General features: G+C 65.5%; 23 protein-coding genes. 14 read left to right on the top strand and 9 right to left on the bottom strand.

Annotation, left to right across the window (positions count from 1 at the left end; translation table 11 throughout):
• Positions 1-297: 297 nt before the first annotated feature.
• Positions 298-1,005: a DUF4396 domain-containing protein gene (locus K7G81_RS16385; protein ID WP_223031903.1), complete on the bottom strand. Its 708-nt coding sequence runs from the start codon at positions 1,003-1,005 to the stop codon at positions 298-300.
• Between the two features lie 10 nt (positions 1,006-1,015).
• The gene (locus K7G81_RS16380) at positions 1,016-3,355 is read right to left on the bottom strand and encodes a heavy metal translocating P-type ATPase (protein ID WP_223031902.1); all 2,340 of its coding nucleotides are present in this window, start codon (positions 3,353-3,355) and stop codon (positions 1,016-1,018) included.
• Between the two features lie 128 nt (positions 3,356-3,483).
• Between K7G81_RS16380 and K7G81_RS16375 the strand changes: the two genes are divergently transcribed.
• The 6 genes from K7G81_RS16375 (at position 3,484) to K7G81_RS16350 (ending at position 8,459) form a co-directional block, all read left to right on the top strand.
• Positions 3,484-3,756 carry a hypothetical protein gene (locus tag K7G81_RS16375; protein WP_223031901.1) on the top strand — a complete coding sequence of 91 codons (273 nt, stop codon included), beginning with the start codon at positions 3,484-3,486 and terminating at the stop codon, positions 3,754-3,756.
• Positions 3,753-4,193 (top strand): periplasmic heavy metal sensor, encoded by a 441-nt coding sequence (locus K7G81_RS16370; RefSeq protein WP_223031900.1) that lies wholly within the window; start codon positions 3,753-3,755, stop codon positions 4,191-4,193. Before K7G81_RS16375 ends, K7G81_RS16370 begins: the two co-directional genes overlap by 4 nt.
• Positions 4,190-4,750 carry an RNA polymerase sigma factor gene (locus K7G81_RS16365; protein ID WP_223031899.1) on the top strand — a complete coding sequence of 187 codons (561 nt, stop codon included), beginning with the start codon at positions 4,190-4,192 and terminating at the stop codon, positions 4,748-4,750. The genes K7G81_RS16370 and K7G81_RS16365 overlap by 4 nt, the downstream gene beginning before the upstream one ends.
• Before the next feature lie 70 nt (positions 4,751-4,820).
• Complete coding sequence (locus K7G81_RS16360) at positions 4,821-6,737, top strand: copper resistance system multicopper oxidase (RefSeq protein WP_223031898.1); 1,917 nt, start codon at positions 4,821-4,823, stop codon at positions 6,735-6,737.
• Positions 6,734-7,864: a copper resistance protein B gene (locus K7G81_RS16355; protein ID WP_223031897.1), complete on the top strand. Its 1,131-nt coding sequence runs from the start codon at positions 6,734-6,736 to the stop codon at positions 7,862-7,864. Before K7G81_RS16360 ends, K7G81_RS16355 begins: the two co-directional genes overlap by 4 nt.
• Positions 7,865-7,877: 13 nt before the next feature.
• Entirely contained in the window at positions 7,878-8,459 is a 582-nt protein-coding gene (locus tag K7G81_RS16350; protein ID WP_369412136.1) for a c-type cytochrome, read from the top strand.
• A gap of 138 nt (positions 8,460-8,597) precedes the next feature.
• Here K7G81_RS16350 and K7G81_RS16345 read toward each other — a convergent pair whose 3' ends face one another.
• Both K7G81_RS16345 and K7G81_RS16340 read right to left on the bottom strand, forming a co-directional pair.
• The gene (locus K7G81_RS16345; RefSeq protein ID WP_255587207.1) at positions 8,598-9,542 is read right to left on the bottom strand and encodes a tyrosine-type recombinase/integrase; all 945 of its coding nucleotides are present in this window, start codon (positions 9,540-9,542) and stop codon (positions 8,598-8,600) included.
• 616 nt (positions 9,543-10,158) lie between these two features.
• Entirely contained in the window at positions 10,159-10,905 is a 747-nt protein-coding gene (locus tag K7G81_RS16340) for a helix-turn-helix domain-containing protein (protein WP_255587206.1), read from the bottom strand.
• Positions 10,906-11,059: 154 nt separating this feature from the next.
• On the opposite strand from K7G81_RS16340, the gene K7G81_RS16335 reads away from it, so the two are divergent.
• The 4 genes from K7G81_RS16335 (at position 11,060) to K7G81_RS16320 (ending at position 15,746) form a co-directional block, all read left to right on the top strand.
• Positions 11,060-13,198, top strand: coding sequence for a marine proteobacterial sortase target protein (locus K7G81_RS16335; RefSeq protein ID WP_223031894.1), 2,139 nt, complete (start codon positions 11,060-11,062; stop codon positions 13,196-13,198).
• Positions 13,198-13,806 carry a class GN sortase gene (locus tag K7G81_RS16330; protein WP_223031893.1) on the top strand — a complete coding sequence of 203 codons (609 nt, stop codon included), beginning with the start codon at positions 13,198-13,200 and terminating at the stop codon, positions 13,804-13,806. The genes K7G81_RS16335 and K7G81_RS16330 overlap by 1 nt, the downstream gene beginning before the upstream one ends.
• A gap of 71 nt (positions 13,807-13,877) precedes the next feature.
• Positions 13,878-14,318, top strand: a complete 441-nt coding sequence (gene mntR / locus K7G81_RS16325) for a manganese-binding transcriptional regulator MntR (protein ID WP_223031892.1) — start codon at positions 13,878-13,880, stop codon at positions 14,316-14,318.
• A gap of 75 nt (positions 14,319-14,393) precedes the next feature.
• Complete coding sequence (locus K7G81_RS16320; RefSeq protein ID WP_223031891.1) at positions 14,394-15,746, top strand: Nramp family divalent metal transporter; 1,353 nt, start codon at positions 14,394-14,396, stop codon at positions 15,744-15,746.
• Positions 15,747-15,839: 93 nt separating this feature from the next.
• Here K7G81_RS16320 and K7G81_RS16315 read toward each other — a convergent pair whose 3' ends face one another.
• The 5 genes from K7G81_RS16315 to K7G81_RS16295 all read right to left on the bottom strand — a co-directional run bounded on the left by K7G81_RS16315 (position 15,840) and on the right by K7G81_RS16295 (position 19,067).
• Positions 15,840-16,376: a hypothetical protein gene (locus K7G81_RS16315; RefSeq protein WP_223031890.1), complete on the bottom strand. Its 537-nt coding sequence runs from the start codon at positions 16,374-16,376 to the stop codon at positions 15,840-15,842.
• On the bottom strand, positions 16,373-16,900 hold the full coding sequence (locus K7G81_RS16310; RefSeq protein WP_255587205.1) for a hypothetical protein: 528 nt from the start codon (positions 16,898-16,900) through the stop codon (positions 16,373-16,375). The genes K7G81_RS16315 and K7G81_RS16310 overlap by 4 nt, the downstream gene beginning before the upstream one ends.
• Complete coding sequence (locus K7G81_RS16305) at positions 16,897-17,997, bottom strand: S41 family peptidase (RefSeq protein ID WP_223031889.1); 1,101 nt, start codon at positions 17,995-17,997, stop codon at positions 16,897-16,899. The genes K7G81_RS16310 and K7G81_RS16305 overlap by 4 nt, the downstream gene beginning before the upstream one ends.
• Before the next feature lie 150 nt (positions 17,998-18,147).
• Positions 18,148-18,798: a hypothetical protein gene (locus K7G81_RS16300; RefSeq protein ID WP_223031888.1), complete on the bottom strand. Its 651-nt coding sequence runs from the start codon at positions 18,796-18,798 to the stop codon at positions 18,148-18,150.
• Positions 18,795-19,067, bottom strand: coding sequence for a PadR family transcriptional regulator (locus tag K7G81_RS16295; RefSeq protein WP_223031887.1), 273 nt, complete (start codon positions 19,065-19,067; stop codon positions 18,795-18,797). The genes K7G81_RS16300 and K7G81_RS16295 overlap by 4 nt, the downstream gene beginning before the upstream one ends.
• 149 nt (positions 19,068-19,216) lie before the next feature.
• On the opposite strand from K7G81_RS16295, the gene K7G81_RS16290 reads away from it, so the two are divergent.
• Genes K7G81_RS16290 through K7G81_RS16275 form a run of 4 tightly spaced genes read left to right on the top strand, consistent with a single transcriptional unit; the run spans position 19,217 to position 24,102 of the window.
• Positions 19,217-21,004 (top strand): thiamine pyrophosphate-requiring protein, encoded by a 1,788-nt coding sequence (locus K7G81_RS16290; protein ID WP_223031886.1) that lies wholly within the window; start codon positions 19,217-19,219, stop codon positions 21,002-21,004.
• A gap of 3 nt (positions 21,005-21,007) precedes the next feature.
• A complete protein-coding gene (locus tag K7G81_RS16285) occupies positions 21,008-21,838 on the top strand; it encodes a hypothetical protein (RefSeq protein WP_223031885.1) in 831 nt (276 codons plus the stop codon).
• Entirely contained in the window at positions 21,831-22,469 is a 639-nt protein-coding gene (locus K7G81_RS16280) for a gluconate 2-dehydrogenase subunit 3 family protein (RefSeq protein WP_223031884.1), read from the top strand. Before K7G81_RS16285 ends, K7G81_RS16280 begins: the two co-directional genes overlap by 8 nt.
• Entirely contained in the window at positions 22,459-24,102 is a 1,644-nt protein-coding gene (locus K7G81_RS16275; RefSeq protein WP_223031883.1) for a GMC family oxidoreductase, read from the top strand. The genes K7G81_RS16280 and K7G81_RS16275 overlap by 11 nt, the downstream gene beginning before the upstream one ends.
• The last annotated feature ends 8 nt before the right edge of the window (positions 24,103-24,110 follow it).

Genomic DNA, 24,110 nt, shown 5'->3' with positions numbered 1-24,110 from the left:
TCATGCGGGACGCATGTCCCGCCCTGGCATCAGTGATCGTGACCCGAATGGGCCGAGACGCGTCAGCGGCTCGGTGCGGCGCACGCGGCATAGAGCGCGGTCGCGCCAGAGGCGCGGGATGCAAGGCTGGTGGCCGCTTCCCGCAACATCGGCTAAGAGGGAAATCCGCTTGCAATAGACAGCAAGCGACCGGAATGTCGGAGGATCCGGAAGGGCTCCCTTCAAGGCGCCGCTTTCGGGAACGGACGGCCGCGCGGAGAACCGACCTGTTGGCCCACGCTCTCTCGCACGCTCTCTTTACATCTTCTCCTTCCACCCAATCCCGATCAGCAGCCAGTTGACCGGATAAGAGGTGCAGAAGCCCGCCAGCATCGCGATCTGCATGGCGAACCAGAATTCGGTGGTGTTGACCTCAGCCGTCCCCCCGAACGCCTGCTTGAACCAGAGAAACTGCAGAATCGCCATCATGCCATACATGCCAACCTGCCAGGACGTGATCGACGCGGTGTCGGCCTTGACCGCCGCCCAGATGCCTTCCCCGACCGACAGGCCCCGCATCGGCTTGATCGTGTAATATTGGAAGACGACGCCGATGAGATAGGCGAGGATGAAATCCGGTATCCACACCGCGAAGATTTTCTCCGCTGTCCAATGATGCCAGCCAAACCAGACCGCAATTGCAGGAACGGCGAACGCCGCCCATTCCGCGATGATGTCGCCCAGAGTGCATCCGGCACCGCAATGGCTCGATCCCTTGCCGACCATTACCGCCATCGGCGGCTTGGCATTGTCGCCCTGCCCAGGCCGGGCGCGGCCCCATTTGAAATAGGCTGCGAGCCACAGGATGCTGCCGAACAGCGCGGTCAATGGCCAAACCAGGTTCATGATCCACATCTTCTGCGGCCGATTGACCTCGTCGACGATGATGATCGCAGCGCAGAACCCGCCGGCAACGAGGGTGACGATCGAGAGAGCATGAAGCCAGGCGGGGAATGTTGCGTGCATCGAGACCCTTTCAAAGGCGGGTGGTGTTGAGGCGCAGCGCGTTCAGCACCACGGTGAACGACGACAGCGCCATCGCGGCGCCCGCGATCATCGGCGACAACAGGATGCCGGCGATCGGGTAGAGCGCGCCGGCCGCGACGGGCACGCCGATGCCATTGAACAGGAACGAAAACAGCAGATTCTGCCGGATGTTCCGCATCGTCGCCCGGGCGAGGCGCCGAGCGCGGACGATCGCGGCGAGATCGCCCTTGGTCAGCGTGATGCCGGCGCTTTCGATGGCGACATCGGTGCCGGTGCCCATGGCGAGGCCGACATCGGCGGCGGCAAGCGCCGGCGCGTCGTTGATTCCGTCACCGGCCATCGCGACCGAATGGCCGGCCGACTGCAGCTCTCGGATCGCCCCCGCCTTATCCTCGGGCGTCAGTCCGGCGCGAACGTCGTCGAGGCCGCCGACGGCGTCCGCGACCGCCTCGGCGGTCGTCGCATTGTCGCCGGTCAGCATTACGACCCGAAGCCCATTTGCGCGCAACTCGGTGATAGCGTCGCGAGCTCCCGGCCTGACGGGGTCCGCAACGGTCAGCACTGCTGTCAGCGTCGCGTCGATGGCGACGAACATCGTGCCACCACCGGCAGCCCGCAGCTGCGCAGCCCGCGCTTCCATCGGCGCTGGGTCGGCACCGACCTGATGCATCATTGCGGCGTTGCCGATCGCAACGCGGTGGCCATCGACGGTCGCCTCGACGCCCATGCCGGTGTGCGACGTGAAGTCGCGCACCTGCAGCGCATCGGCACCTTCGGCTTCGGCCGCCGCGACGATCGCACCCGCCAGCGGATGCTCGGACTGGCGCTCCACCGACGCGGCCAAAGCGAGAATGTCGCTCCGTCCGAGCGCCCCGTTCGGCTCGATCGCAGTAAGGCGAGGCTTGCCCTCGGTCAGCGTGCCGGTCTTGTCGATGACCAGCGTGTCGACCGTCTCGAAGGCCTGCAATGCCTCGGCGTTACGGATCAGCACGCCGGCATGCGCGCCGCGGCCGGCGGCGACCATCACCGACATCGGCGTCGCCAGACCCAGCGCGCAGGGGCAGGCGATGACCAGGACAGCGATGGCGTTCAGCAGAGCGTGACCGAAGCGGGGATCGGGTCCGACCAGCATCCAGACGATGAACGTCAGCCCGGAGACGCCGACCACGCTCGGCACGAACCATCCCGATACGCGGTCGGCGACCGCCTGGATCGGCGCACGACTGCGCTGCGCGTCGGCGACCATGCGCACGATGCGCGCCAGCATGGTGTGTGCGCCGACCGCCTCGGCGCGCATGACGAAGCTGCCGGTGCCGTTGACCGTGCCGCCCGTCACCGGATCGTCGACCTGCTTCTCGACCGGCTCGGGCTCGCCGGTGAGCATCGACTCGTCGATATGGGAATGCCCCTCGACGACAATGCCGTCGACCGGCACCGCGTCGCCGGGGCGGACCCTCAGCCGATCGCCGGGCTGGACCTTGTCGAGCGCCACCTCGCGCTCTTCGTCATGCTCATCGATCCGGCGCGCCGTCTTCGGCGAGAGGTCCATCAGCGCTCTGATCGCCCGACCGGTGGCGGCGCGGGCGCGCAGTTCGAGGACTTGACCGAGCAGGACCAGCGCGACGACGACGCCGGCGGCCTCGAAATAGACCGGCACCTGACCATGTATGGTATGGAACGCCGGCGGGAACAGGTGCGGCGCGATCGTCGCCACCACGCTGTAGGCGAACGCTGCGCCGACGCCGATCGCGATCAGCGTGAACATGTTGTAATGGCCCGAGCGGATCGAGGCCGCGCCGCGCGCGAAGAAGGGAAAGCCGGCCCACAGCACGATCGGTGCGGCGAGCGCGAGTTGCACCCAGGGGGACGCCGCGGCGTTGACCAGCCTGAGCCCGAACATGTCGGCGCCCATCGACAGTACGAGCAGCGGCACCGCGAGAATGCCGGCCACCCACAGGCGGCGGGTGAAATCCACAAGCTCAGGGTTTGGCGCGTCATCGAAGCTCGGCTCCTCGGGCTCCAGCGCCATGCCGCAGATCGGGCAGGTGCCTGGTCCTTCCTGGCGGATCTCGGGGTGCATGGGGCAGGTCCAGATCGCCCCTGGTGTCGCCTCCGGCTCGGGAGCGCCGTCACCGGCTAGATAGCGGTTCGGGTCGGCGATGAACTTTGTGCGGCACCCTGCCGAGCAGAAGTAGAATTCCTGACCGTCGTGAGTCGCCTTGTGCCGGGCCATCGCGGGATCGACGGTCATGCCGCAGACCGGATCGGTTGCTCCGTCGGATGCGTGATGATCCCCATCATGTTGATGATCGTGCCCGTGCTCGGCCATTGGTCGTTTCCCTCGATCGTTCGCCTAAAACAATTACGCACGCAGGCAGATGATCCCTCGGTCGGCCAAGGAAAACTGAGGGAATGGACGCGGCGGCGCGTATAAGCTGTCGATACAGGAGATTGACGATGCCCGACCTCGACCAGCGTCTGCACGATCTGGCGGCCATGCCGACACCGTCGCTCGATGGCCTCGAGCGACAGGTGCTCGCGCGTATTCACGATCTGGCCGAGGCGGATCGCCGGATGCCGCGGCGCCTGGCGATACTGGCCGCGCTTGCGGCGACTGGACTGGGGATTGCCGGCGCGGGCCTGCCCCTGTCGAGCGCGGCCCCGGCGCAAGCGGCGTCGCTCGACGGAGCGCAACTTGCGCCGTCGCAGCTGCTGATGGGCGAGCAGTGACGCGCGGTCGCTGGACGACCCTGGTCGCGGCGATCGCGTTCGTTGCGGCCGTGGCCGGGGTCTTCGTCGGTCGCGCGCTACTGCCGACGCCGCCCAGTCCGAGCACCGAGCTGCACGAACTACTGCACCGCGAGCTCGATCTTGATGTCAGGCAGAAGGCGCAGCTCGAAAAGCTTGAAGCGCAATATGCTCGGCGACGGACGACGATCGAGGCGGCGATGAAGGCGGATAACGCCCGTCTCGCGGAAGCAATCGAATCGGAGCATGGCTACGGGCCAGAGGTTGCGGCGGCGGTGGATGCCTCGCACGCCGATATGGGGCGGCTGCAGAAGGCGACGCTCGCACATGTCTTCGCGATGCGCCAGATCCTGCGGCCCGATCAGGCCGAGCGCTATGATCGCGCGGTGGTGAAGGCGCTGACCGCCGACCAGCAGTGACCACAGCGCTCGACCAGTTCGACGATCGGAGGCTCGCCGTGCTCGCCCGCGACGGCGACGAGGCGGCGTTCGCCGAGATCATGCGGCGGCACCGCGCCGCGATATATCGGCTGGTCGCGATCTGCTCGGGCGATGTTGAAGAAGCGCTGGACCTGACCCAGGACAGCTTCGTCGCGGCTTATCGCAACCTGGCGCGCTACGACTCCGCTCGACCGTTGCGCCCGTGGCTATCGGCGATCGCGCTCAACCGCTGCCGCGACTGGCGGCGTCGCCGGCGGGTCCGCGCGCTGTTGGCGTGGGGCGATGCGGTAGCCACGACCGTCCCCGATGATAGACCCGATCCGGAGACGGTCGCCGGCGATCGTGCGGCGCTCGATGCTCTGCGGCGCGAGATCGCGCAGCTGCCGGCGAAGCTGCGCGATGTGCTGATGCTACGGACCATCGAGGGGCTCAGCCAGGCCGAGACCGCCGAGGCGCTGGGCATCACCGTCAAGGCGGTCGAAACGCGTCTGTCGCGCGCGCGGGCGCGGCTCGCGGAAAAATTTGCGGCGGAATGAGGGATCGCCCAAGCGCCCGCGTATCTCCGGGTAACAAACCGCCACGCGGCGGTAACGACCGGGAGTTTCCATGAACCAGCCAATCGACCGTCGGCAACTGCTGCGCGGTGCCGCACTCGCCGCCGGCGGTGCTGCCTTGACGAACTGGACTCCCGCCTGGGCGCGCTCGGTGTCGAGCGGGATCGCCGCGCCGCTGCCGTCCGTGTCCGGCGAGGACATCGCGCTGGAACTAGCCTGGCGGACGGCCACGATCGACGGGCGCCCGTTTCGCGCTATCGGCATCAACGGCACCACGCCGGGACCGCTGATCCGCCTGCGCGAAGGCCAGGAGGTGCGGCTGCAGGTGCGTAACGCGCTCGACAGGTCGAGCTCGATCCATTGGCACGGCTTGCTGGTGCCGCCGCAATATGACGGCGTTCCAGGCGTGTCGTTCCCGGGCATCGATGCCGGAACGACCTTCCTCTACCAGTTCCCGATCCGGCAGGCCGGCACCTATTGGTATCACAGCCACACCGGCGGGCAGGAGCAATCGGGGCTGCATGGCCCGATCGTGATCGATCCGGTGGGCGCCGATCCGGTCGGCTACGACCGCGAGCATGTCGTGTTTCTCTCCGACAACAGCCAGCTGTCGCCCGAGGCGATCTTCCGCCGGATGAAGCTCAACCCCGGCGGCATGAACTTCCAGAAGGAGACGCTCGCCGGGCTGCTGGCGGGACGCGACCAGCCGGAGAGCGAGCGACTGAAATGGGGCGGCATGCGGATGGACGCCGCCGACATCTCCGACGGCACGGGATCGATCTACACCTACACGATCAACGGCTACGGTCCTGCGGACAACTGGACCGCGCTGTTCAAGCCGGGCGAGCGCGTGCGCCTCAGGATCATCAACGGGTCGTCGATGACGATCTTCAACGTGCGCATCCCCGGCTTGCCGCTAGTGATGGTGCAGGCCGACGGGCAGAACATCCGCCCGGTCGAGACCGACGAGTTCCAGGTCGGCGTTGCCGAGACGTTCGACGCGGTGGTCAGGCCGCGAGAAAACTGCGCCTACACGCTGGTCGCCGAGGCGGTCGATCGCTCAGGGATGGCGCGGGCGACTTTGGCGCCGCGTGCCGGCATGGTCGCGGCGGTGCCGCTGCTTCGCCCAAGGCCGCTGGCGACGATCGCCGACATGGGCATGGCCGGGATGGCGATGAAGGCGATGACGCCGCGCGGGACGGATCCAACCGCCGAGCAGAACCGCTCGCGGTTGCTGGCGAGCGGGCCGGTTGACGCGGGGTTCGGCGCACCGTCGAAACGTGCGACGCCGCTTGGCGACATGCAGGGCATGGCGATGGCGAGCCAAGGCACGTCCGGAATGAAGATGAGCGGTGGCGACATGGCCGGCATGGACATGGCGGGCAGCAAGAGCGGCGCCATGGACATGGCATCGATGTCGATGCGCGATTTCAAGAACGCGCCGCAGGTTGCCAAGAATGCCGGCGTGTCCACCATCGCGCCGATGCCGCAGGACCGCACGGGCGATTTTGGTCAGGGGCTGGAAAATGTCGGCCACCGCGTGCTGGTTTACCGCGATCTCGTCGCGCTCGATCGCAATCCCGACGTGCGGGCGCCGTCTCGGTCGATCGACGTCCACCTGACCGGCAACATGGAACGCTTCATGTGGTCGTTCGACGGCGTGAAGATGTCGGACCATGCCGCGCCCATTCCGTTTCGCAACGGCGAGCGCGTGCGCGTCAACCTGGTCAACGACACGATGATGGCGCACCCGATCCATCTCCACGGCCATTTCTACGAGTTGGTCACGGGGCACGGCGATCACGCGCCGCGCAAACACACGGTGGTGGTGGCGCCCGGCGGAATCGTGACGTTCGACCTGACCGCCGACGCGCCGGGCGACTGGGCGTTCCACTGCCACCTGCTCTATCACATGATGGCCGGGATGATGCGGGTGGTGACGGTGCGCAAGGAAGGAGACGAGGCATGAAGCCGGTGCTGCTCCTCGCCGCTGCCAGCGCCATGGCCGTAACGGCGAACCCCGCGGCGGCTCAGTCGATGCAAGGCATGCAGGTGCCCGGCATGGACATGTCGAAGCCGATGCCGGCCAAGAAAAGGGCCGCTCCTGCGACTTCCCGAAGGAAGACGGCCGTCGCGCAGAAGCGCCCGGCAACGAAGGCGGAGCCGAAGCCGGGCCACGACAGCCATGGCGATCCCATGAAAGACATGACGATGCCCGCAGAAGGCGGCGAAACCTCGTCGTTGCCGGACATGAACATGACGGCGGATCACGATGGCGCGGCGGCGTCCGGCATGATGCCGGGGATGGCTATGCCCGCGAGCGGACAACTAACACCGAGTGGCACCGATCTGCCGCCGGGCGACGCCCCGCCACCCCCGGTGCCAACCGATCATTATGCCGACCGCACCTACACCCCAGCCGCGATGCAACCTGCGCGCGCGATGTTCCGCCACGAAAACGGCGGCGAGCCGTTCTCGCAGGTCATGATCAACCTCGCCGAATTGCAGGTCCACGATGGCCGCGACGGCTATCGCTGGGAAGGCGAAGGCTGGTTCGGCAGCGACATCGACCGCCTCGTCGTCAAGTCGGAAGGCGAAGGCACGTTCGGCAAGGGCGTCGACTCAGCCGAAGTGCAGGGTCTCTACAGCCGCGCGATCGGTCCCTATTTCGATCTGCAGGCCGGCGTCCGTCACGACTTCCAGCCGTCACCGACCCAGACCTTCGCGACCCTAGGGATCGAGGGCCTGGCGCCCTATCAGTTCGATGTCAGCGGCGCCGTGTTTCTGTCGACCAAGGGTGACCTCCTGGCGCGCACCGAAGGGACATATGACGAGCGCATCACGCAGCGCCTGATCCTGCAGCCGCGTGTCGAGCTGAACTTCGCCGCACAGGACGTGCCACGGGATCGCATTGGCGCGGGCCTGAGCAATGCCGAACTCGGTGTCAGGCTGCGATACGAGATCAGCCGCCAGTTCGCGCCCTATATCGGCGTCTCCTATACTGCGAAGGTCGGGCGCTCGGCGACCTTCGCCCGGCAAGATGGCGAGGCGCCGCATAGCACGAGCCTCGTTCTCGGCATCCGCGCGTGGTTTTAAGAAAGGTATTGCCGTGACCCGTTCGAGCCTTCGCCATCACCTCCCGAGCTTGCGGTTCGTCATCGCGGCGGTCATCGCCGCGCTCGTTCTGTTGGCAGCGTTCGTCTGGTTCGGGGTCTACAACATCGCCGCCGACGCGCCGCACAGCCGACCGGTCTACGCGCTGCTCGAGAGTCTTCGCGACCGATCGATCGCGGTTCATGCCCGCGGCATCCAGCCCCCTGCTGATCTCGGAACGCCCGCGCACGTTGCCACCGGTGCCGGGCTCTATGCCGAGATGTGCCAAGGCTGCCATCTTGGACCCGGTGTCGAGCCGACCGAGATGGCGCAGGGCCTCTACCCGCAGGCGCCCGAACTCGCCAAGGGCACCGACCTGACGGCGGCCGAGAAGTTCTGGATCATCAAGCACGGCGTCAAGCTCACCGCGATGCCTGCATGGGGAAAAACGCATCCCGATCCGCTGATCTGGGACATGGTGGCGTTCCTCGAAAAGCTGCCGTCGATGTCACCGGAACAATACAAGGCGACCGTCGCCAGCGCACCGGAAGACCATGACGCGATGATGAAGGATGTGGGCAGCGCGGCGCACGACTGATGGTCGATAGATCAGGTCCGGACCGCTGAGTTTCCTCGAGAGGCGCAGTGCCCGCTCTGTAGACGGGCGCTGACTTACTCTGGTTGACGATTAGGCCGTCGCTGCGCCGCGAGCGAGTAGACGAAGGATCGCAATGGATTAGATTACCAGCGGTACGATCGCTTTAGCGGCGAGCTCCTCCAATCCATCTGCAATGTAACGCGCATAATAGCGCTCAATCATGAGCGTCGACGTATCATGTAATGCGGCCACCAACCTGATCGGAAGCCCAGCGCGCAGACCGCGCACAATCGAAGTGTGACGCAGTGTGTAGGTGGTTACGCCAGTGAGACCCGCCGCAAGAGCTATGGTCTGAAAGCTTTTTGTTATATCATACGAGGCACGCCAGCCAGTCCGGCTATCGCGCCTCCACCGGCCGTGTCCCAGCGCCTTATGATACCATCGCTCGAGCAAGATAGCGTTTGCCGGGCGCCCCTTCATGACGGGGGCCAGCGCATCTGCTACATCCTCACCGATCGGGACCGGAGTGTGGTTCTCTGTTCGTCGCAGACCTTTCCGGCTCGACGGCATGAATATTCGATGGCCTCTGACATCTCCCACGGTCAATCGGGCCACTTGAGAAAAGCGCGCTCCCGTGCCGGCGATTACGAGAGCAATCCGCCAGAGATCGCCTCCCCATCCCTTCTCTGCGTCAAAGCGCGCCGCCTCCAGCAATAGATCTCTGACCTGCTTGTCGGTCAGGATCTGGTCTGTTCTCGCAATCGTTTCGCCCGGACCAGCCGCTTCACTTTCGGGTGATTGCAGCCCGTATTTAATTATGCTTGGAAGTTCCGGGGGGAGTACCTTTCGCCCGGCGCGCGCAGCTTCGTTCAGCGCTGCCCGAAAATCGGCGGTCAAGCGGCGGCGCGTCGCGATTTTCCCACCTAGACGCGCGCGCCATTTCGCCAAGTCGGTTTCGAGTAGTTCGTGCAACGGGACGTCAGCAAGCTCGGGCCGGCTCAGCACGTGCAAGCTGAGCCGATGATCAGCGCTAGAGCGGATCTTCCTTCCGGCTCGTGCAGAGGACCGCTCGTTGCGTTTCATGATGTATAGCTCAACCGCAGAGCGAACCGTCTGGATTGGTCCAGCTTGCGCCAGAGCGGCCGCTTGACGGGCCGCGATAACGGCCTCGCGTGCCGAGCTTACCGCCGCATTGAAGGACAGGTTTCCCTCAACTATCACATCATCCGCGGTGCCTAGCGTAATCTGTGCATATCTACCTGCACCCTCGTACCAACGCGCAAGCCAACGTCCGCCTCGCTTTCCTTTGCGGTAGCCAAGGTGAGTGTCTGGATCGATACTCCGCCAATAGACACCGCACCGCAACGCGGCTCGTGCGCTTCGTGTCGTAAGCGGCGCTTCTTTCAGCGTCTGGGGCATCGGCGAAGGCCCTCAACTTGTCAAATATACGTCAAATATACGCCCTCGTACGCCGGTGGACGGCTGCGAAGCGTATTCCTCTATATAACTGTTTTTAGGAGAAAATGATAGATTTTCGTGGACGCAAAAAACGAATTTCAGGGGCGCTCCGAAGGCAGAGGCCACAGGTTCGAATCCTGTCGGGTGCGCCATCGCAATAAAGGGCAGGCCGGTTTCAATCCGTGGCGTGCAGATCCCGGTCAAATCCGCCGCGATTGCAGCGACCGTGCCCGATCGACACCTATAGCGTATGAAAGCGGACGAAGTCATTCCGCGCGGCGGCCGTAAGCGTCTCTCGATAGGCCTGATAAGCGAGCGCGCCCGGTTCGATGAGGCCCAGCGTTTGGTCCTCGATCCGGTCGGTCTTGCGCAATGCGATGGTCGTCATTGCCGGCACCAGTTGCGAGCCGTGGCCGATCTCCAGCGTCGCCAGGATGCCGTAGAGCACATCGTCGACCGTCGGTCGCGACAGGATCACCAGGCGGTGCTGGCCCTGCTCGCTGGTCACCAGATAGATATGCCCGGACAGGTTGGGTAGCGAGACGTGTCCGGCCTGCTGGAACCGGGCGTCGGTCCGCTCGGATTCGGCGAAGCCCAGATAGCCCTTGTCGTCGAGCCAGCGGATCGTCGTCACGTAAGCGAAGATGCCGCCGGGCGTGCCGAAGCTCGGCCGCAATGTGAGGTAGCGCCCTTCGATCCAGCCGACCGCCGAACGGGAATAGGCGCCCATGTCGTCCGGCGCGATCGCCGCCGGTGCCGGCGCGACCGGCGCGCCGTGGCGAAGCGGCACGCCGAGCGCTTCCTCGATCCGGATCGTCGTGGCGAGTGTGAAGGGTCGCGTACCGGCCAGCGCCTTTTCCAGCGTCGACAGGCTGATCCGCGCCATATCCGCCAGTGCCTGCCGCGAGATGCGGCGGCGCGCGATCTCTTCGCGCACGCGCCGGGCGATGGTATCGGCTTCGGCGGCGGGCGGATCGAGATCGTGCATCGCTGTATCCGTACATCTGCGCACATTTGCGCACAACGGCTCATCGCGCCGCCAGCGGCTGCCGGCTGCGGCAAACAATGCCCGATGTTGCTCGTGGCTGTCCGGCATGTCGTGCGCATAGAGGGAAGGCTCCTCTTTACCGATGGAGCCTGCCATGCCTCGATTTCACCACATCTGCCGCGCCCTCATTCCCGCGGTGGCGATCGCGATGAGCGTCCCCGCCACGCTGGCGATGCCCGCCGCACCCGCCGTCGCGCAGGATAGCGCCCTCGCCAGCGACGACGGCCCCGGCGCGGGCACGCTGATGCTGCATGGCCTCCATGCGAGCGAGACGTTGCCCGCTGTCCGCCTCGGCACCGACATGGACGTGACGGTGACCGGCGAGATCGCCCGCGTCCGCGTGACGCAGGCGTTCCGCAACACCTCCGACAAATGGATGGAGGCGACCTATCTCTATCCGCTGCCTGAGGATGGTGCCGTCGACAGCCTGAAGATGGTGGTCGGGCAACGCGACATCATCGGCCATATCGAGAAGCGCGAGGCCGCCCGCCAGATGTACGAGACCGCCAGGGCCAACGGCCAGAAGGCCGGTCTGGTCGAGCAGCAGCGGCCCAATATGTTCACCAACAGCGTCGCCAATATCGGCCCCGGCGAAACGGTGCTCGTCCAGATCGAATATCAGGCGCCGGTCACCGCCACCAACGGCACCTTCTCGCTGCGCCTGCCTTTGGTGGTCGGCCCGCGCTACACACCGCCGCACACGCTGACCTCCGCGGCCGCCGTCAACGACGCCAATGCCGTGACCAGCGCACCTGTGCTCGACCCCGCTTTGGGCGCCAAGCTCAACCCGGTTTCCATCACCGTTCACCTCGCGCCGGGCTTCAAGGTCGCCAACCTGATCAGCCGCTATCACCGCGTCAGCGTCTCGGGGCCCGGAGACGACCGCACCGTCCGGCTGCTCGGCCCGGCGCCGGCCGATCGCGATTTCGAGCTCGACTGGCGCTCGGCCTCAGCCGATCCGACGGTGGGCCTGTTCAGCGAGCATGGCACGGACGGCGATTACGTGATGGCGACGATCACGCCGCCGGCCGATCTCTCGAAACTGACGACCCCGCCGCGCGAAATGGTGTTCGTGATCGACAACAGCGGCTCGATGGGCGGCGATTCGATGCGCGAGGCCAAGGCCAGCCTGGTCCACGCCCTGGCGACGCTCAGGCCGCAGGATCATTTCAACATCATCCGCTTCGACGATACGATGACGCAATTGTTCGATCACAGCGTCGCCGCGACGCCCGATCAGGTCGCGCTCGCCAAACATTATGCCGAAGGGCTGGAGGCGGATGGCGGCACCGAGATGCTGCCGGCGCTCAAGGCCGCGCTGACCGACGCGGCGGCGAGCGGCGGGCCGGACGCGCTGCGCCAGGTGATCTTCCTTACCGACGGCGAGATTTCCAATGAGCGGGAGATGCTGGCCGCCCTGGGCCATGACGGTGGCCGCAGCCATGTGTTCTTCGTCGGCATCGGTTCGGCGCCCAATGATTATCTGATGGAGCGGATGTCGACGATCGGCGGCGGCACCTACACCCATGTCGGCACGCCCGAGGAGGTAGCGGCACGGATGATGCCGCTGCTGGACGTGCTCGATCATCCGGCGATGCGCGATCTCAAGGTCAGCGTGTCCGGCGGGACGCTCGACCTGACGCCGAAGCGCTTGCCCGATATCTATGCCGGCCGCCCGCTGGTGCTGGTGGGCAAGACCGATCATCTCGCCGGCACGCTCACCGTCAGCGGCACGATCGGGAACAAGCATTGGCAGCGCAGCGTCGATCTCGCCAAGGCGCAGGCGAGCTCGGCCGTTGCCAAATTGTGGGCGAGGCGCCGGATCAGCGACATCGAGGCTGATCGCACGCTCGGCGTGATCGACGACGACAAGGCCGATGCGCAAATCGCCGAGATCGGCCTGGCGAGCGGCATCGTCACCAGCCAGACCAGCCTGGTTGCGATCGACGAGACGCCGACGCGGCCCACCGGCGAGGGCCTGACCAGCGAGGATCTGCCGATCAACCTCCCCGCGGGCTGGGATTTCGGCACGCTGTTCGGCGGCAAGGCCGGCGCTGCGGCGCTGCGCAATGCCGACACGATGGCGGCGCGCGCGGCGGAGCAGGCGACCGGGCTCGATCTGCCGCAGACCGCGACCGATTTCGCCGCGACGATCGCGCAAGGGCTCGCGCTGCTGCTGATCGGGCTGGGCGGGCTGTTCCTGCTGCACCGCCGTCGCCGGGGGGAAGCGTGATGGCCGCCCGCGCGCTTCCCAAGGGTCGCGTCTTCGGGCGCGGCCTTGCCGCCACCCTGCTGATCGCGCTCAGCCTGGCTGGCATCGCCCGCATCGCTGCCGGGGCAATCGTGCCGGCCAAGGCGGTGGTCGCGCAGATCCTGCTCGAGCACGCCTTCGATCGCAGTGTCGCGCGGCATCATTCGGTCAAGCCTTGGCCCTGGGCCGATATGGCGCCCGTCGCCCGGATCAGCGTGTCGCGGCTCGGCGTCGATCGCATCGTTCTCGATACCGGCTCGGGGCAGGCGATGGCGTTCGGCCCGACCCTGCTCCCCGCTGCCGCGCGTATCGGCGAACCCGGTACTGCAGTCATCGCCGCGCATCGCGACACCCATTTTCGTTTCCTGCAGCATGTTCGCAAAGGCGACGTCATCGTGGTCGAGGGGGTGGGCGGCCGGACGCGCCGCTACGTCGTCACCGGCGCCGAGATCGTGCGATGGGATCGCTTCGCGATTGCGACCGGCGGGGGCCAGCAACTCGCATTAGCCACCTGCTACCCGTTCGGCGCCACGCGGCACGGGCCGTCGCGCTATGTCGTGCATGCCGTTCGCGTTGGCGCCAAGGATTGAAGCGGTCACCGAGCGCTTCGCCTTTGTGTGAAGTTGCGATACAGCGCGGGGCAAAGGGAATACCGAAGCCGATGACCGAAACCAACGCCCAACGCCGCGCTGCCGCCTTCCGGCGCACCCGCGAGGCGCACCAGAGCGAGGTGGCCGAGGATTATGTCGAGCTGATCGGCGATCTGATCGCCGAACAGGGCGAGGCGCGGCTGATCGACGTTGCCGAGAATATGGCGGTAACGCAGGCGACCGCTTCCAAGATCGTCGCGCGGCTGAAGCGTGAGGGGCTGGTCGAGAGCAAGCCCTACCGCTCTCTGTTCCTTACCGAGGCCGGCGCGCGCATGGCCGAGGAATCGCGCCGCCGCCACCGCATCGTCTATGATTTCCTACGCGCGCTCGGACTCGACCAATCCACCGCCGAAGCCGATTCGGAGGGTATCGAGCATCATGTCAGCAATGCCACGCTGGACGCCTTGCAGCGATTGACTACCCGCTTCGCGTCGGGCGCGATAGATAATTAGCCAAGGCTATACTTGAACGAAAGGGCTATGGGATTAGTTTGGCATCTGCATGATGGTCGAACCCGGAGCCTGTTGATGAACGATTCGCCCGCCTCGGCCCCGCTCGAAGGCGGCTGGCGAACCGGCGGCGCCCCGTCCCTGCCGGAGGTGTTCCGATCGATCGCGGTGCCCAGCTCGGGGGCGGGATGGCGCAAGCTGGCGGCGTTTACCGGGCCGGGCTTTCTCGTCGCGGTCGGCTATATGGATCCGGGCAATTGGGCGACCGATCTCGCTGGCGGATCGGCGTTTGGCTACACGTTGCTGTCGGTCATCCTGCTATCGAATGTCATGGCGATCGTCCTCCAGGCGCTTGCGGCGCGGCTCGGCATCGCCACCGGCCGGGACCTCGCCGCGGCGTGCCGCGATGCCTATAGCAAGCCTGTCGTGCTGGCCTTGTGGCTGCTGTGCGAGATCGCCATCGTCGCCTGCGATCTGGCCGAGGTGATCGGCACCGCGATCGGCCTCAACCTGCTGTTCGGTATCCCGCTGGTGTGGGGCGTGTGCCTCACCGGGCTGGACGTGCTGTTGATCCTGCTGCTGCAACGGCGGGGCTTCCGGCGGCTGGAGGCGTTCGTCATCGCGCTCATCGCGATCATTGCCTTGTGCTTCCTGTATGAGCTGATCGCCTCGCAACCGGCGATCGGCGCGGTGCTCGCCGGGTTCGTGCCGCAGAGCGAGGTCGTCACCAATCCGACCATGCTGTACATCGCGATCGGCATCCTCGGTGCCACGGTGATGCCGCATAACCTCTACCTGCATTCCGCCGCGGTGCAGACGCGCGCCTTCGAACCGACCCCCGAGGGCAAGCGCGACGCGGTCAAATGGGCGACGCTCGACAGCACGATCGCGCTGATGCTCGCGCTGTTCGTCAATGCGGCGATCCTGATCCTGGCGGCGGCGGCCTTTCACACGATCGGCCGCACCGACGTCGCGGAAATCCAGGACGCTTATCGACTGCTCACGCCGACGCTGGGCGCGGCACTGGCGAGCACATTGTTCGCGGTTGCGTTGCTGGCATCGGGGCAGAATTCGACGATCACCGCCACGCTTGCCGGCCAGATCGTTATGGAGGGGTTTCTGCGGCTGCGTCTCCAGCCGTGGCTGCGTCGCCTCATCACCCGCGGCCTGGCGATCGTGCCGACGGTGATCGTCGCCGCGCTCTATGGCGAGAGCGGCACCGCCCGGCTGCTGATCCTGAGCCAGGTGGTGTTGTCGATGCAGTTGCCGTTCGCGATCGTGCCGCTCGTGCAATTCACCTCCGATCGCGCGAAGATGGGCGGGCTGGCCAGCCCTGCATGGCTCAAGGCGACGGCTTGGTTCATCGCCGCCGTTATCATCGTCCTCAACGTCAAGCTGCTGCTCGACACGATTGGTGTGACTGGCGGCTGAAGCGTGGCGCAAGTCACGGTATCGGCGAGAGGCTCTGGCAGCGACAATTGAATAAAAGGGCGGCATCGACGGGATCCGACGATTTATGGCGTATCATGGGTTGAACATCTCGCCGTGCGGCGCCCATTGGTCATTGAGGCAATGCTGCATATCGACGAACGCCAAGCTGACGCCACGCCAGTCTCGCTGCCGGGCTAGTGCGGCATAGGTGACTTCAAACGACGATCGCTTCCCCGCGAGCATGGCCCGGACGTTCGGCGCGCTGACCCCGATCCAAGCGCCGTGCTCGATCGCAACGCGCATGTAAGACGCGCGACCGGGTTCGATGCGGCCGACTCCAGCATTCGCTTCATACCCAGGGAGACGATGCGTCGCCGACAGCAGTGCGTAGCAAGTGGTCGCGCGCGCCACCTCGCGCGCGCCCAGTCGATGATACCACCAGGTCCAATATAGGTTGAGTGCGAATGCGATCGAAAGCGCCAGCAGGAGAACGGTTGGCTCGCCCGCTTTCACGGCGCTGGTAACGCCTGACTCGTCTTCGCTCAGCGCGCGCTTTCTGCCGAATTGAACATGGCAGAACTTAATCGTCCCGTAGAGGCAGAGCACCGAGATAAGGAGCGTTCGCATCATCCTGGTGTTGCCGTGCACAGGGGCTTCTTCGGATTGCGCTCCGGAATCACGCGCAACCGGCGCTTGCTCCAATAGCTGATATCGATCGCCACCCTCACGGGTGATCCCTGTCGCGTGTAAATCTCATAATCGCCGTGCGTGCCGCTGCCGGTCATGCACAATTTCCAGCCCGTCATGTGCAGTGCATCGCCCGCCGCCTGAACCGCCATCTGGTCGTCGTCGTGCCATAGTGTCAGCTGGTCGAAGCCACCGCCGCCATCATCGCCGTCGAGATCGACCGCCGCTTCATACGGTCCCTTGCCTTGGAACATCACTGAGCGGCGACGGCAGCGCATTGAATCCGGTCCCGCGACGCAGTCGGTGAAACCCGCGCGCCTGGCATCGGCAAGGGTGCCGCTCACCGGCAAGTTATCGAACATCAGCCGCGGCGGCGGAGGGCCCGGATGGTGGCAGCCGGACAGCATTGCCACGATGGCGACCGCGACACCGATGCTCGCCGAGCAAGTTCGGTGCGAACCGATCATTGCGCCGCGCCGGGCGTCGAATTCTTCGGATCGAGAAGATGCTGCAGTTCCTTGAGCCTATCGCCAGTGGCGCTTGCGGCAAGTTTCTCCAGCGCTAGGTGTTTCGCGGTTTCCAAATCGTCAGCGGCTGCGACGGGGACATCCGGCTTGACGCCGGTTCCTTCCCAATTGCTCTTCGAGATCGGATTCACCGCCATGCCGAACGGCACGAAGACCGCGAAATGATCGTCGATCGGTTCGAACGTGCCCGGATTGGCGCCGCCCCATGTCGGCTCGCCGATCAGCGTGCCGCGCTTCAGCTGTTGGACGTCATAGGCCATTTCCTCGCCGCCTGACGCTGTGTGCTTGCTGATGAGGATATAGACCGGCTTGTCGGTGCTCCAGCGTCCGCCCGGAACGAAGGGCAGCGACCAGATCTGGTCGTTCACGGCCTGGTCTCGTTTGTGGAAGGTGTTGATCAGCGTGGCGGGCGGCACGAGATAGCTCATCGCCAGCGCGACCATCTCCGGATCGCCGCCGCCATTGTCGCGCAGGTCGATGATCATCGCGTCGCTGTGTCTAAGCACGCCCATCGCCGCAGCGAACGTGTCGCCCGCCATCTCGGCCGGGGGGAAACCGTCGATCTTCAGATACCCGATATTGCCGTCGAGAATCTCCACCTTGCGGATGCCGTAGTTCACGCGCGCCATGCGCTCGTCCATCATCTTCTTAATCGCGGGGTCGATCTTGCCCGGATCGGGCATCGGCGGCAGCGGATCGGCGGACCAGATGAGGTGGAGATGCCGGTCGTTCGCGGCCTTCTCGATATCGTCATTGACCGCGGTGATGAACGTGTCGGGAGCGGTCAAGGCGTCGTATTTGCCCGAGGCGAGGGCGGCACGCAGCGCCTTGGCGATGGTAGGCACCTTTTCCGGAAATACGTAATCGGCCCGCATTTTGACGATCGCGGCGTCGAGCACTGCTTTGCGCTTCCCGGCGTCGAGCGCTGTCGCCTCGGTGGTTCGGGCGGGCGCGACTTCGGCCGCGGATGATGCCGTGATCGGCAATGTCGGCATGAAGCTCAAAACCGGAAGCAATAGGATAGCGCGGACCTTCATGATCGAACTCCCCTTGGGATCGTCGGCGATGCGATGCGGGGATGTGTCGCTTTCGCCTCGCTTGAAGCATAATACGACATATGTAGATTTAAGAGTCAAGCGGTACCGGTAAGCCGGTTGCATTGCCCGGTTGCCAGTGAGCGATTGCCGCTAGATGGTTTGCCAGCACGAGGCGACATCGCCGCTCGGGAAGAGCTCGCGATGCCAGCGCGCGGAGCAGGAAAGGGCGATCAGCTCGACCGCCAATGCCGCCACATGAAACATCACGTCGCGACAATCGAGGAACAGCACCGCCATGAAAATCGCGAGCGTCACGATCAAGGCCATGATGAACGCCGCAGCCCGACCCGCCCGTGCCCAGTCGTGATCGAGCACCGCCCAGGCGAGCCGCAGATGGCCCAAGCCGAGCAACAGCCAAAGGGCAAGCAACAGCGGCGCAGCTGCCGCGTAGGCACCAGCCAGATAGGGATCGCCGAAGATTCCCGGCGCCAGCATGCTGTAAAGGCCGGTCTGTCCCGGCACCGATGACGGAAAGCCCAACCCCCAGGCGAATTGCAGCGCCGCCATCGGAACGACGAGGCCGATCACGAGAATATAGTTCGCGAGGACGAATCGCCCCTCCTCGTGCATCGGCATTTCTCGCACGGCGGCGATCAGGCAGCCGGCCGCGAACGCGAGCGGCCGTCCTTCCGCGCGAGCAATGTCGAACTCCGATTGCATGGCGAGCGCCCAATCGCGTCGACTTTCCCCGAGGCAGCGGCCGGCCAAAGCGATCAAGGCCTTCGCCATCGCCTCGGTCATGCGAGAGCCGCCTTCGACGGCGGCGCGTCGGCGCGGTCGGTAGCCGATCGGGCGAGCTCCAGCCCCTGGGTCGTCAGCCGGTAGGCGTGACGCGGCGGCCGCCCGGGCTGGACAGGTTCGCGCCATTCGGCCTCGACCAGACCCTGATCGGTCATGCGCATCAGCAGCGGATAGAGCGTGCCCGAAAGAAGCCCGGTTTCCTTCATTAGATCATAGCCATGGCGCCATTGGTGCGCTTGAGCAGCCAGCGCCTTCAACAGGACGAGCATCTGCTTCGAAGGACGCCGACGACGGATCATTCGCTATAAACAACCTATGTAGAGATAGAAGTCAAGTTGGGTGTCCTGCGGAACGATCGCAGCCCCGCTCCGTTGGTGGGGCACAGCGACAGTCCGGTATTCAGATAGGAGATGCGACGATGGCGCAGACGGTCGGCGACTATTTCTGGGAACGGCTTCATCAATGGGGCGTCCGCCGAATTTTCGGCTATCCAGGTGACGGCATCAACGGCCTGCTCGGCGCGCTGGATCGCCAGAAGGACAAGTTCGAGTTCGTCCAGGTGCGCCACGAGGAGATGGCGGCGTTCATGGCGTCTGCGCACGCCAAGTTCACCGGCGAACTCGGCGTCTGCCTGGCGACCTCTGGGCCGGGCGCTGCGCATCTTTTGACCGGGCTGTATGACGCGCGGCTCGATCATATGCCGGTGCTGGCGATCGTCGGCCAACAGGCGCGCACTGCGGTGGGCGCGCATTATCAGCAGGAGCTAGACCTGCCGGCGATGTTCAAGGATGTCGCCGGCGCGTTTACCGGTTATGCCGCGGTGCCTGCCCAGGTGCGCCACCTCACGGACCGCGCCGTGCGCATCGCAATGGGTGAGCGGCGAGTGACGGCGCTGATCTTCCCCAACGACATGCAGGAAGTGGAGATGGAGCAACCGCCGCGCAGCCACGGCGCGGTCTTCTCCGGTGTCGGCTATCGCGAGCCCAAGGTGGTGCCCAAGGCCGACGATCTGCGCGCCGCCGCCGAGGCGCTCAACGCCGGCAAGAAGGTGGCGATGCTGGTCGGCGCGGGTGCGAAGCACGCGGTTGACCAGGTGATTGCGGTCGCCGACAAGCTCGGCGCGGGCTGCGCCAAGGCGCTGCTCGGCAAGCAGGTGCTGCCCGACGATCTGCCTTGGGTGACCGGCTCGATTGGCATGCTCGGCACCAAGCCAAGCTACGACCTGATGATGGAATGCGACACGCTGCTGATGCTCGGCTCGGGCTTTCCCTATGCCGAGTTCCTGCCCAAGGAAGGGCAGGCGCGCGGCGTGCAGGTCGATCTCGAGCCCGGCATGTTGTCGATCCGCTATCCGATGGAGGTCAATCTGCAGGGCGATGTCGGCGCGACGCTCGATGCGCTGCTGCCGCTGCTCGACCAGAAGACCGACACCAAGTGGCGCGACACCATCGCCGACTGGAAGAACGAATGGGAGGAAACGCTTGAGGACCGGGCGATGGTCGAGGCCAACCCGGTCAACCCGCAGCGGGTGTTCCGCGAATTGAGCCCCAAGCTGCCGAGCAACGTCATCCTGACCAGCGACAGCGGCAGCTGCGCGAACTGGTATGCGCGTGACATCCAGATGCGGCGCGGCATGATGGGATCGCTTTCGGGTGGGCTCGCGTCGATGGGGGCTGCCGTGCCCTATGCGATCGCCGCCAAGTTCGCGCATCAGGATCGGCCGGTGATCGCCAGCGTCGGTGATGGCGCGATGCAGATGAACAACATGGCCGAGCTGATCACCGTTTCCAAATACTGGCAGAATTGGCGCGATCCCCGGTTCGTCGTGCTGGTGCTCAACAACCAGGATCTTAATCAGGTGACCTGGGAGCAGCGCGTGATGGAAGGCAATCCCCGCTTCGAAGCGACGCAGCAGCTACCCGACGTGCCCTATCACAAGTTCGCCGAGCTGATCGGGCTGAAGGGGATATTCGTCGACAATCCGGACCGGCTTTCTTCGGCCTGGGACGAGGCACTGGCGGCCGACTGCCCGGTGGTGATCGAAGTCAAAACCGATCCCGAGGTGCCGCCGCTGCCGCCACACATCACCATCCAGCAGGCACGCAAGTTCACCGAGATGCTGATCAAGGGCGACCCGGAGGAGGAGGGTGTCATCAAGGGCAGCGCCAAGCAGGTTCTGGCGCACGTTTTCGGAGATCACGACTGAGCCATGGCGCAAGCGTCCCAAGCCGATGGCACCGTGGCGATCCGCCTGATCGCCGGTGGCGCTACGACGCTGGCATCCTCGGTTCTCGCCGATAGCGGGCTGGAACATTATCGCGGCTCATTCGCCAACAAGGCTATGGTGCTGCCGCTCGCCTCGTCGGCGTTCGGCATCGCCGTCAACGGGCGGCGCGCACAGCAGCCCGAAAGCCGCGGGACGGCGGCGCCGACCGTCAGCCATGTCGGCTCGACCGCGATCGGGCTGATTGGCTTGGGTTTCCACGCCTACAACGTGCTCAAGCGGCCGGGCGGGCCAAGCTTCACCAACCTGTTCTACGGCGCGCCGGCTGGCGCACCCGCGGCGCTGGTGCTCGCCGGCGCGCTGGGCAAGGCGGCCGATACGCTGGCGCAGGGCAAGGATCGGATCGGCCCGGTCGAGCTCGCCTCGGGGCGAGCGATCGGGGCGATGGTCGGCGTCGGCCTATTCGGCTCCGTCGGCGAGGCGGCGTTGCTGCATTTCCGCGGCGCGTATCACGATCCGTTCATGTGGCTGCCGGTGACGTTGCCGCCGATCGCGGCGGTGTCGCTGCTGCGCGACGTGATCGACGATCACCCGCGACAGGCGACGATGATCCTGCTCGGCACCACTGCCGCGCTGGGGTTGATCGGCATGGGCTTCCACGCGTACGGCGTCGCCCGCAACATGGGCGGCTGGAAGAACTGGCGGCAGAACATCCTTGCGGGCCCGCCGCTCCCGGCGCCACCGGCCTTCACCGGGCTGGCTATCGCCGGTTTCGGTGCGCTGCTGATGATGCGGCAAAGGCGCCGGCATGGTTGATCGTTTCCCCCATTACGACGTGCTGGCCAAGCGCGACACGCCGAGCTGGAACCCGCAGACGCGCAAGGTAATCGGCGACCGGCTGGCGACCGAGGAGCCGGAGGTGCTGACGCCCGGGCAGCGCGCGACGTTGCGCGCGGTGGTGGACCGTATCGTGCCGCAGCCTGAGCAGCGTCCCGCGACCAACGCCACGGCGCTGGTGTTGCATAAGATCATGACGAACGAGTCCGATGGCTTCCGCCATCACGAACTGCCGCAGGTCCGCGAGGCATGGGAGCGCGGGCTCGACGCGATCGACGCCGAGGCGCAGGAACGATTAGGGCACCCGTTCGCGATCCTCGACGGCGACAAGGCGGACGAGATATTGCGCGCTATCGAACAGGGTGATGTGCAGGCGGCGGCATGGGCCAGTTTGCCGGCAATGTTGTTCTGGAGCTGGCGGCTGATTCCCGACATCGTCTCGGCCTATTACGCGCACCCTTCCGCATGGAGTGCGATGGGCTTTGGCGGCCCGGCTGCACCGCGCGGTTATGTCCGGCTGCAGGCCAATCGCCGCGACCCTTGGGAGGCGGCGGAGCGCGATGACGGCCGGGTGATCTCCGCCGAGGAGCGCAACATTCATGTCGGCTGACCCGCAACACGCGCCACAGGCGAGCGCTGGTCGTGCGCCCGATGTGTTCAAGCCCGGCGGCTGGGTGCCGATGCGGCAATATCCGGAAATCGACGAGGTGGATTTCGTCATCGTCGGCACCGGCGCCGGCGGCGGCACGCTCGCCTGCAAGCTGGCTGAAGCGGGCTTCTCGGTGGTCGCGATGGACGCGGGGCCTTACTGGCGCCCCCTCGAGGATTTCGCCTCCGACGAGACGCACCAGCAGAAGCTCTACTGGACCGACGAACGCATCGTCGATGGCGACACGCCGCTCAAGATGGGGTCGAACAATTCGGGCAAGGCGGTCGGCGGCTCGACGGTCCATTTCGCGATGGTGTCGTTGCGCTTCCGCCCCGATCATTTCCAGACGCGCACCAAGCTCGGCTATGGCGCCGACTGGCCGATCGGCTGGCAGGAGATGTGGCGCTATTACGACGAAGTTGAGGAGATGCTGAAGATCGCGGGGCCGGTACGCTATCCCTGGGGGCCGAAGCGCGGTCGCTACCCCTATCGCGCGCATCCGCTGAACGCCGCGGCCGAATATCTCGCGCGCGGGGCAGAGGCGCTGGGCATCGACTGGACTGAGACACCGATAGCCACCCTCTCCGCTCCACGCGGCAAGGCGCATCCCTGCGTCTATCGCGGCTTTTGCGTCACCGGTTGCTCCACCAACGCCAAGCAATCGGTGCTCGTCACCTGGCTGCCGCGCGCGATCGAGGCGGGCGCGGAAATCCGCGACCTGGCGATGGTCGGCCGCGTTGAGACCAGGAACGGCCGCGCCACCGGCGTCCATTATCATCGCAACGGCGAATGGCGGTTCCAGAAGGCGAAGAATGTCGTTGTCGCCGGCTATGCGATCGAGACGCCGCGCCTTTTGCTCAATTCGGCCAATGACGAATTCCCCGATGGCCTCGCCAATTCGTCGGGATTGGTCGGCAAGAATCTGATGGCGCAGCTCAACCAGGCCGCCTGGGGCCAGGTCGAAGACGAGGTGCGATCGTACAAGGGGCCGCCCAGCCTCGCGATTTCCGAACATTGGAATTACGAGGATAGCGGCAAGGACTATTTCGGCGGCTGGAGCTACATGAGCCAGGGGCCGCTGCCGATCATCTGGGCCAAGTCACTCGCCGGCGGGCGCAGCCTGTGGGGCCAGGACCTGATCGACGAGATGAACCGCAACAACCATTCGGTCGGCCTGAAGATGGTCGGCGAGACGCTGCCCGACGAGCGCAATCGCGTCACGCTGGCCGATGAAACCGATCAATATGGCCTGCGCATCCCGCGCATCACCTTCGCTTTCCGTGACAATGAAAAGGCGATGATCAAACATGCCGTCGACTTCATGGACCAGAGCCTGGAAGCCACCGGCGCCACCGAACGGTGGAAGGAGATGAACGACACCTGCCACCTCAACGGCACCGCGCGGATGGGCGACAATCCGACGACCAGCGTAGTCAATGCCGATTGTCGCTCATGGGACATTCCCAATCTGTGGATTTGCGACGGATCGGTGTTCCCGACGGTGGGCGGCGTCAACCCGTCGCTGACCATTCAGGCGGTGGCGTGCCGCACGGGCGACCGGATCAGGGAGATGGCTGCGCGGGGCGAATTATAGGGGATAGG

It is taken from the genome of Hephaestia mangrovi (assembly GCF_019880555.1).
Classification (GTDB): domain Bacteria; phylum Pseudomonadota; class Alphaproteobacteria; order Sphingomonadales; family Sphingomonadaceae; genus Sphingomonas; species Sphingomonas mangrovi.
The sequence above is the reverse complement of the archived record's forward strand: the minus strand, read 5'-3'. Positions and strand labels throughout refer to the sequence as shown.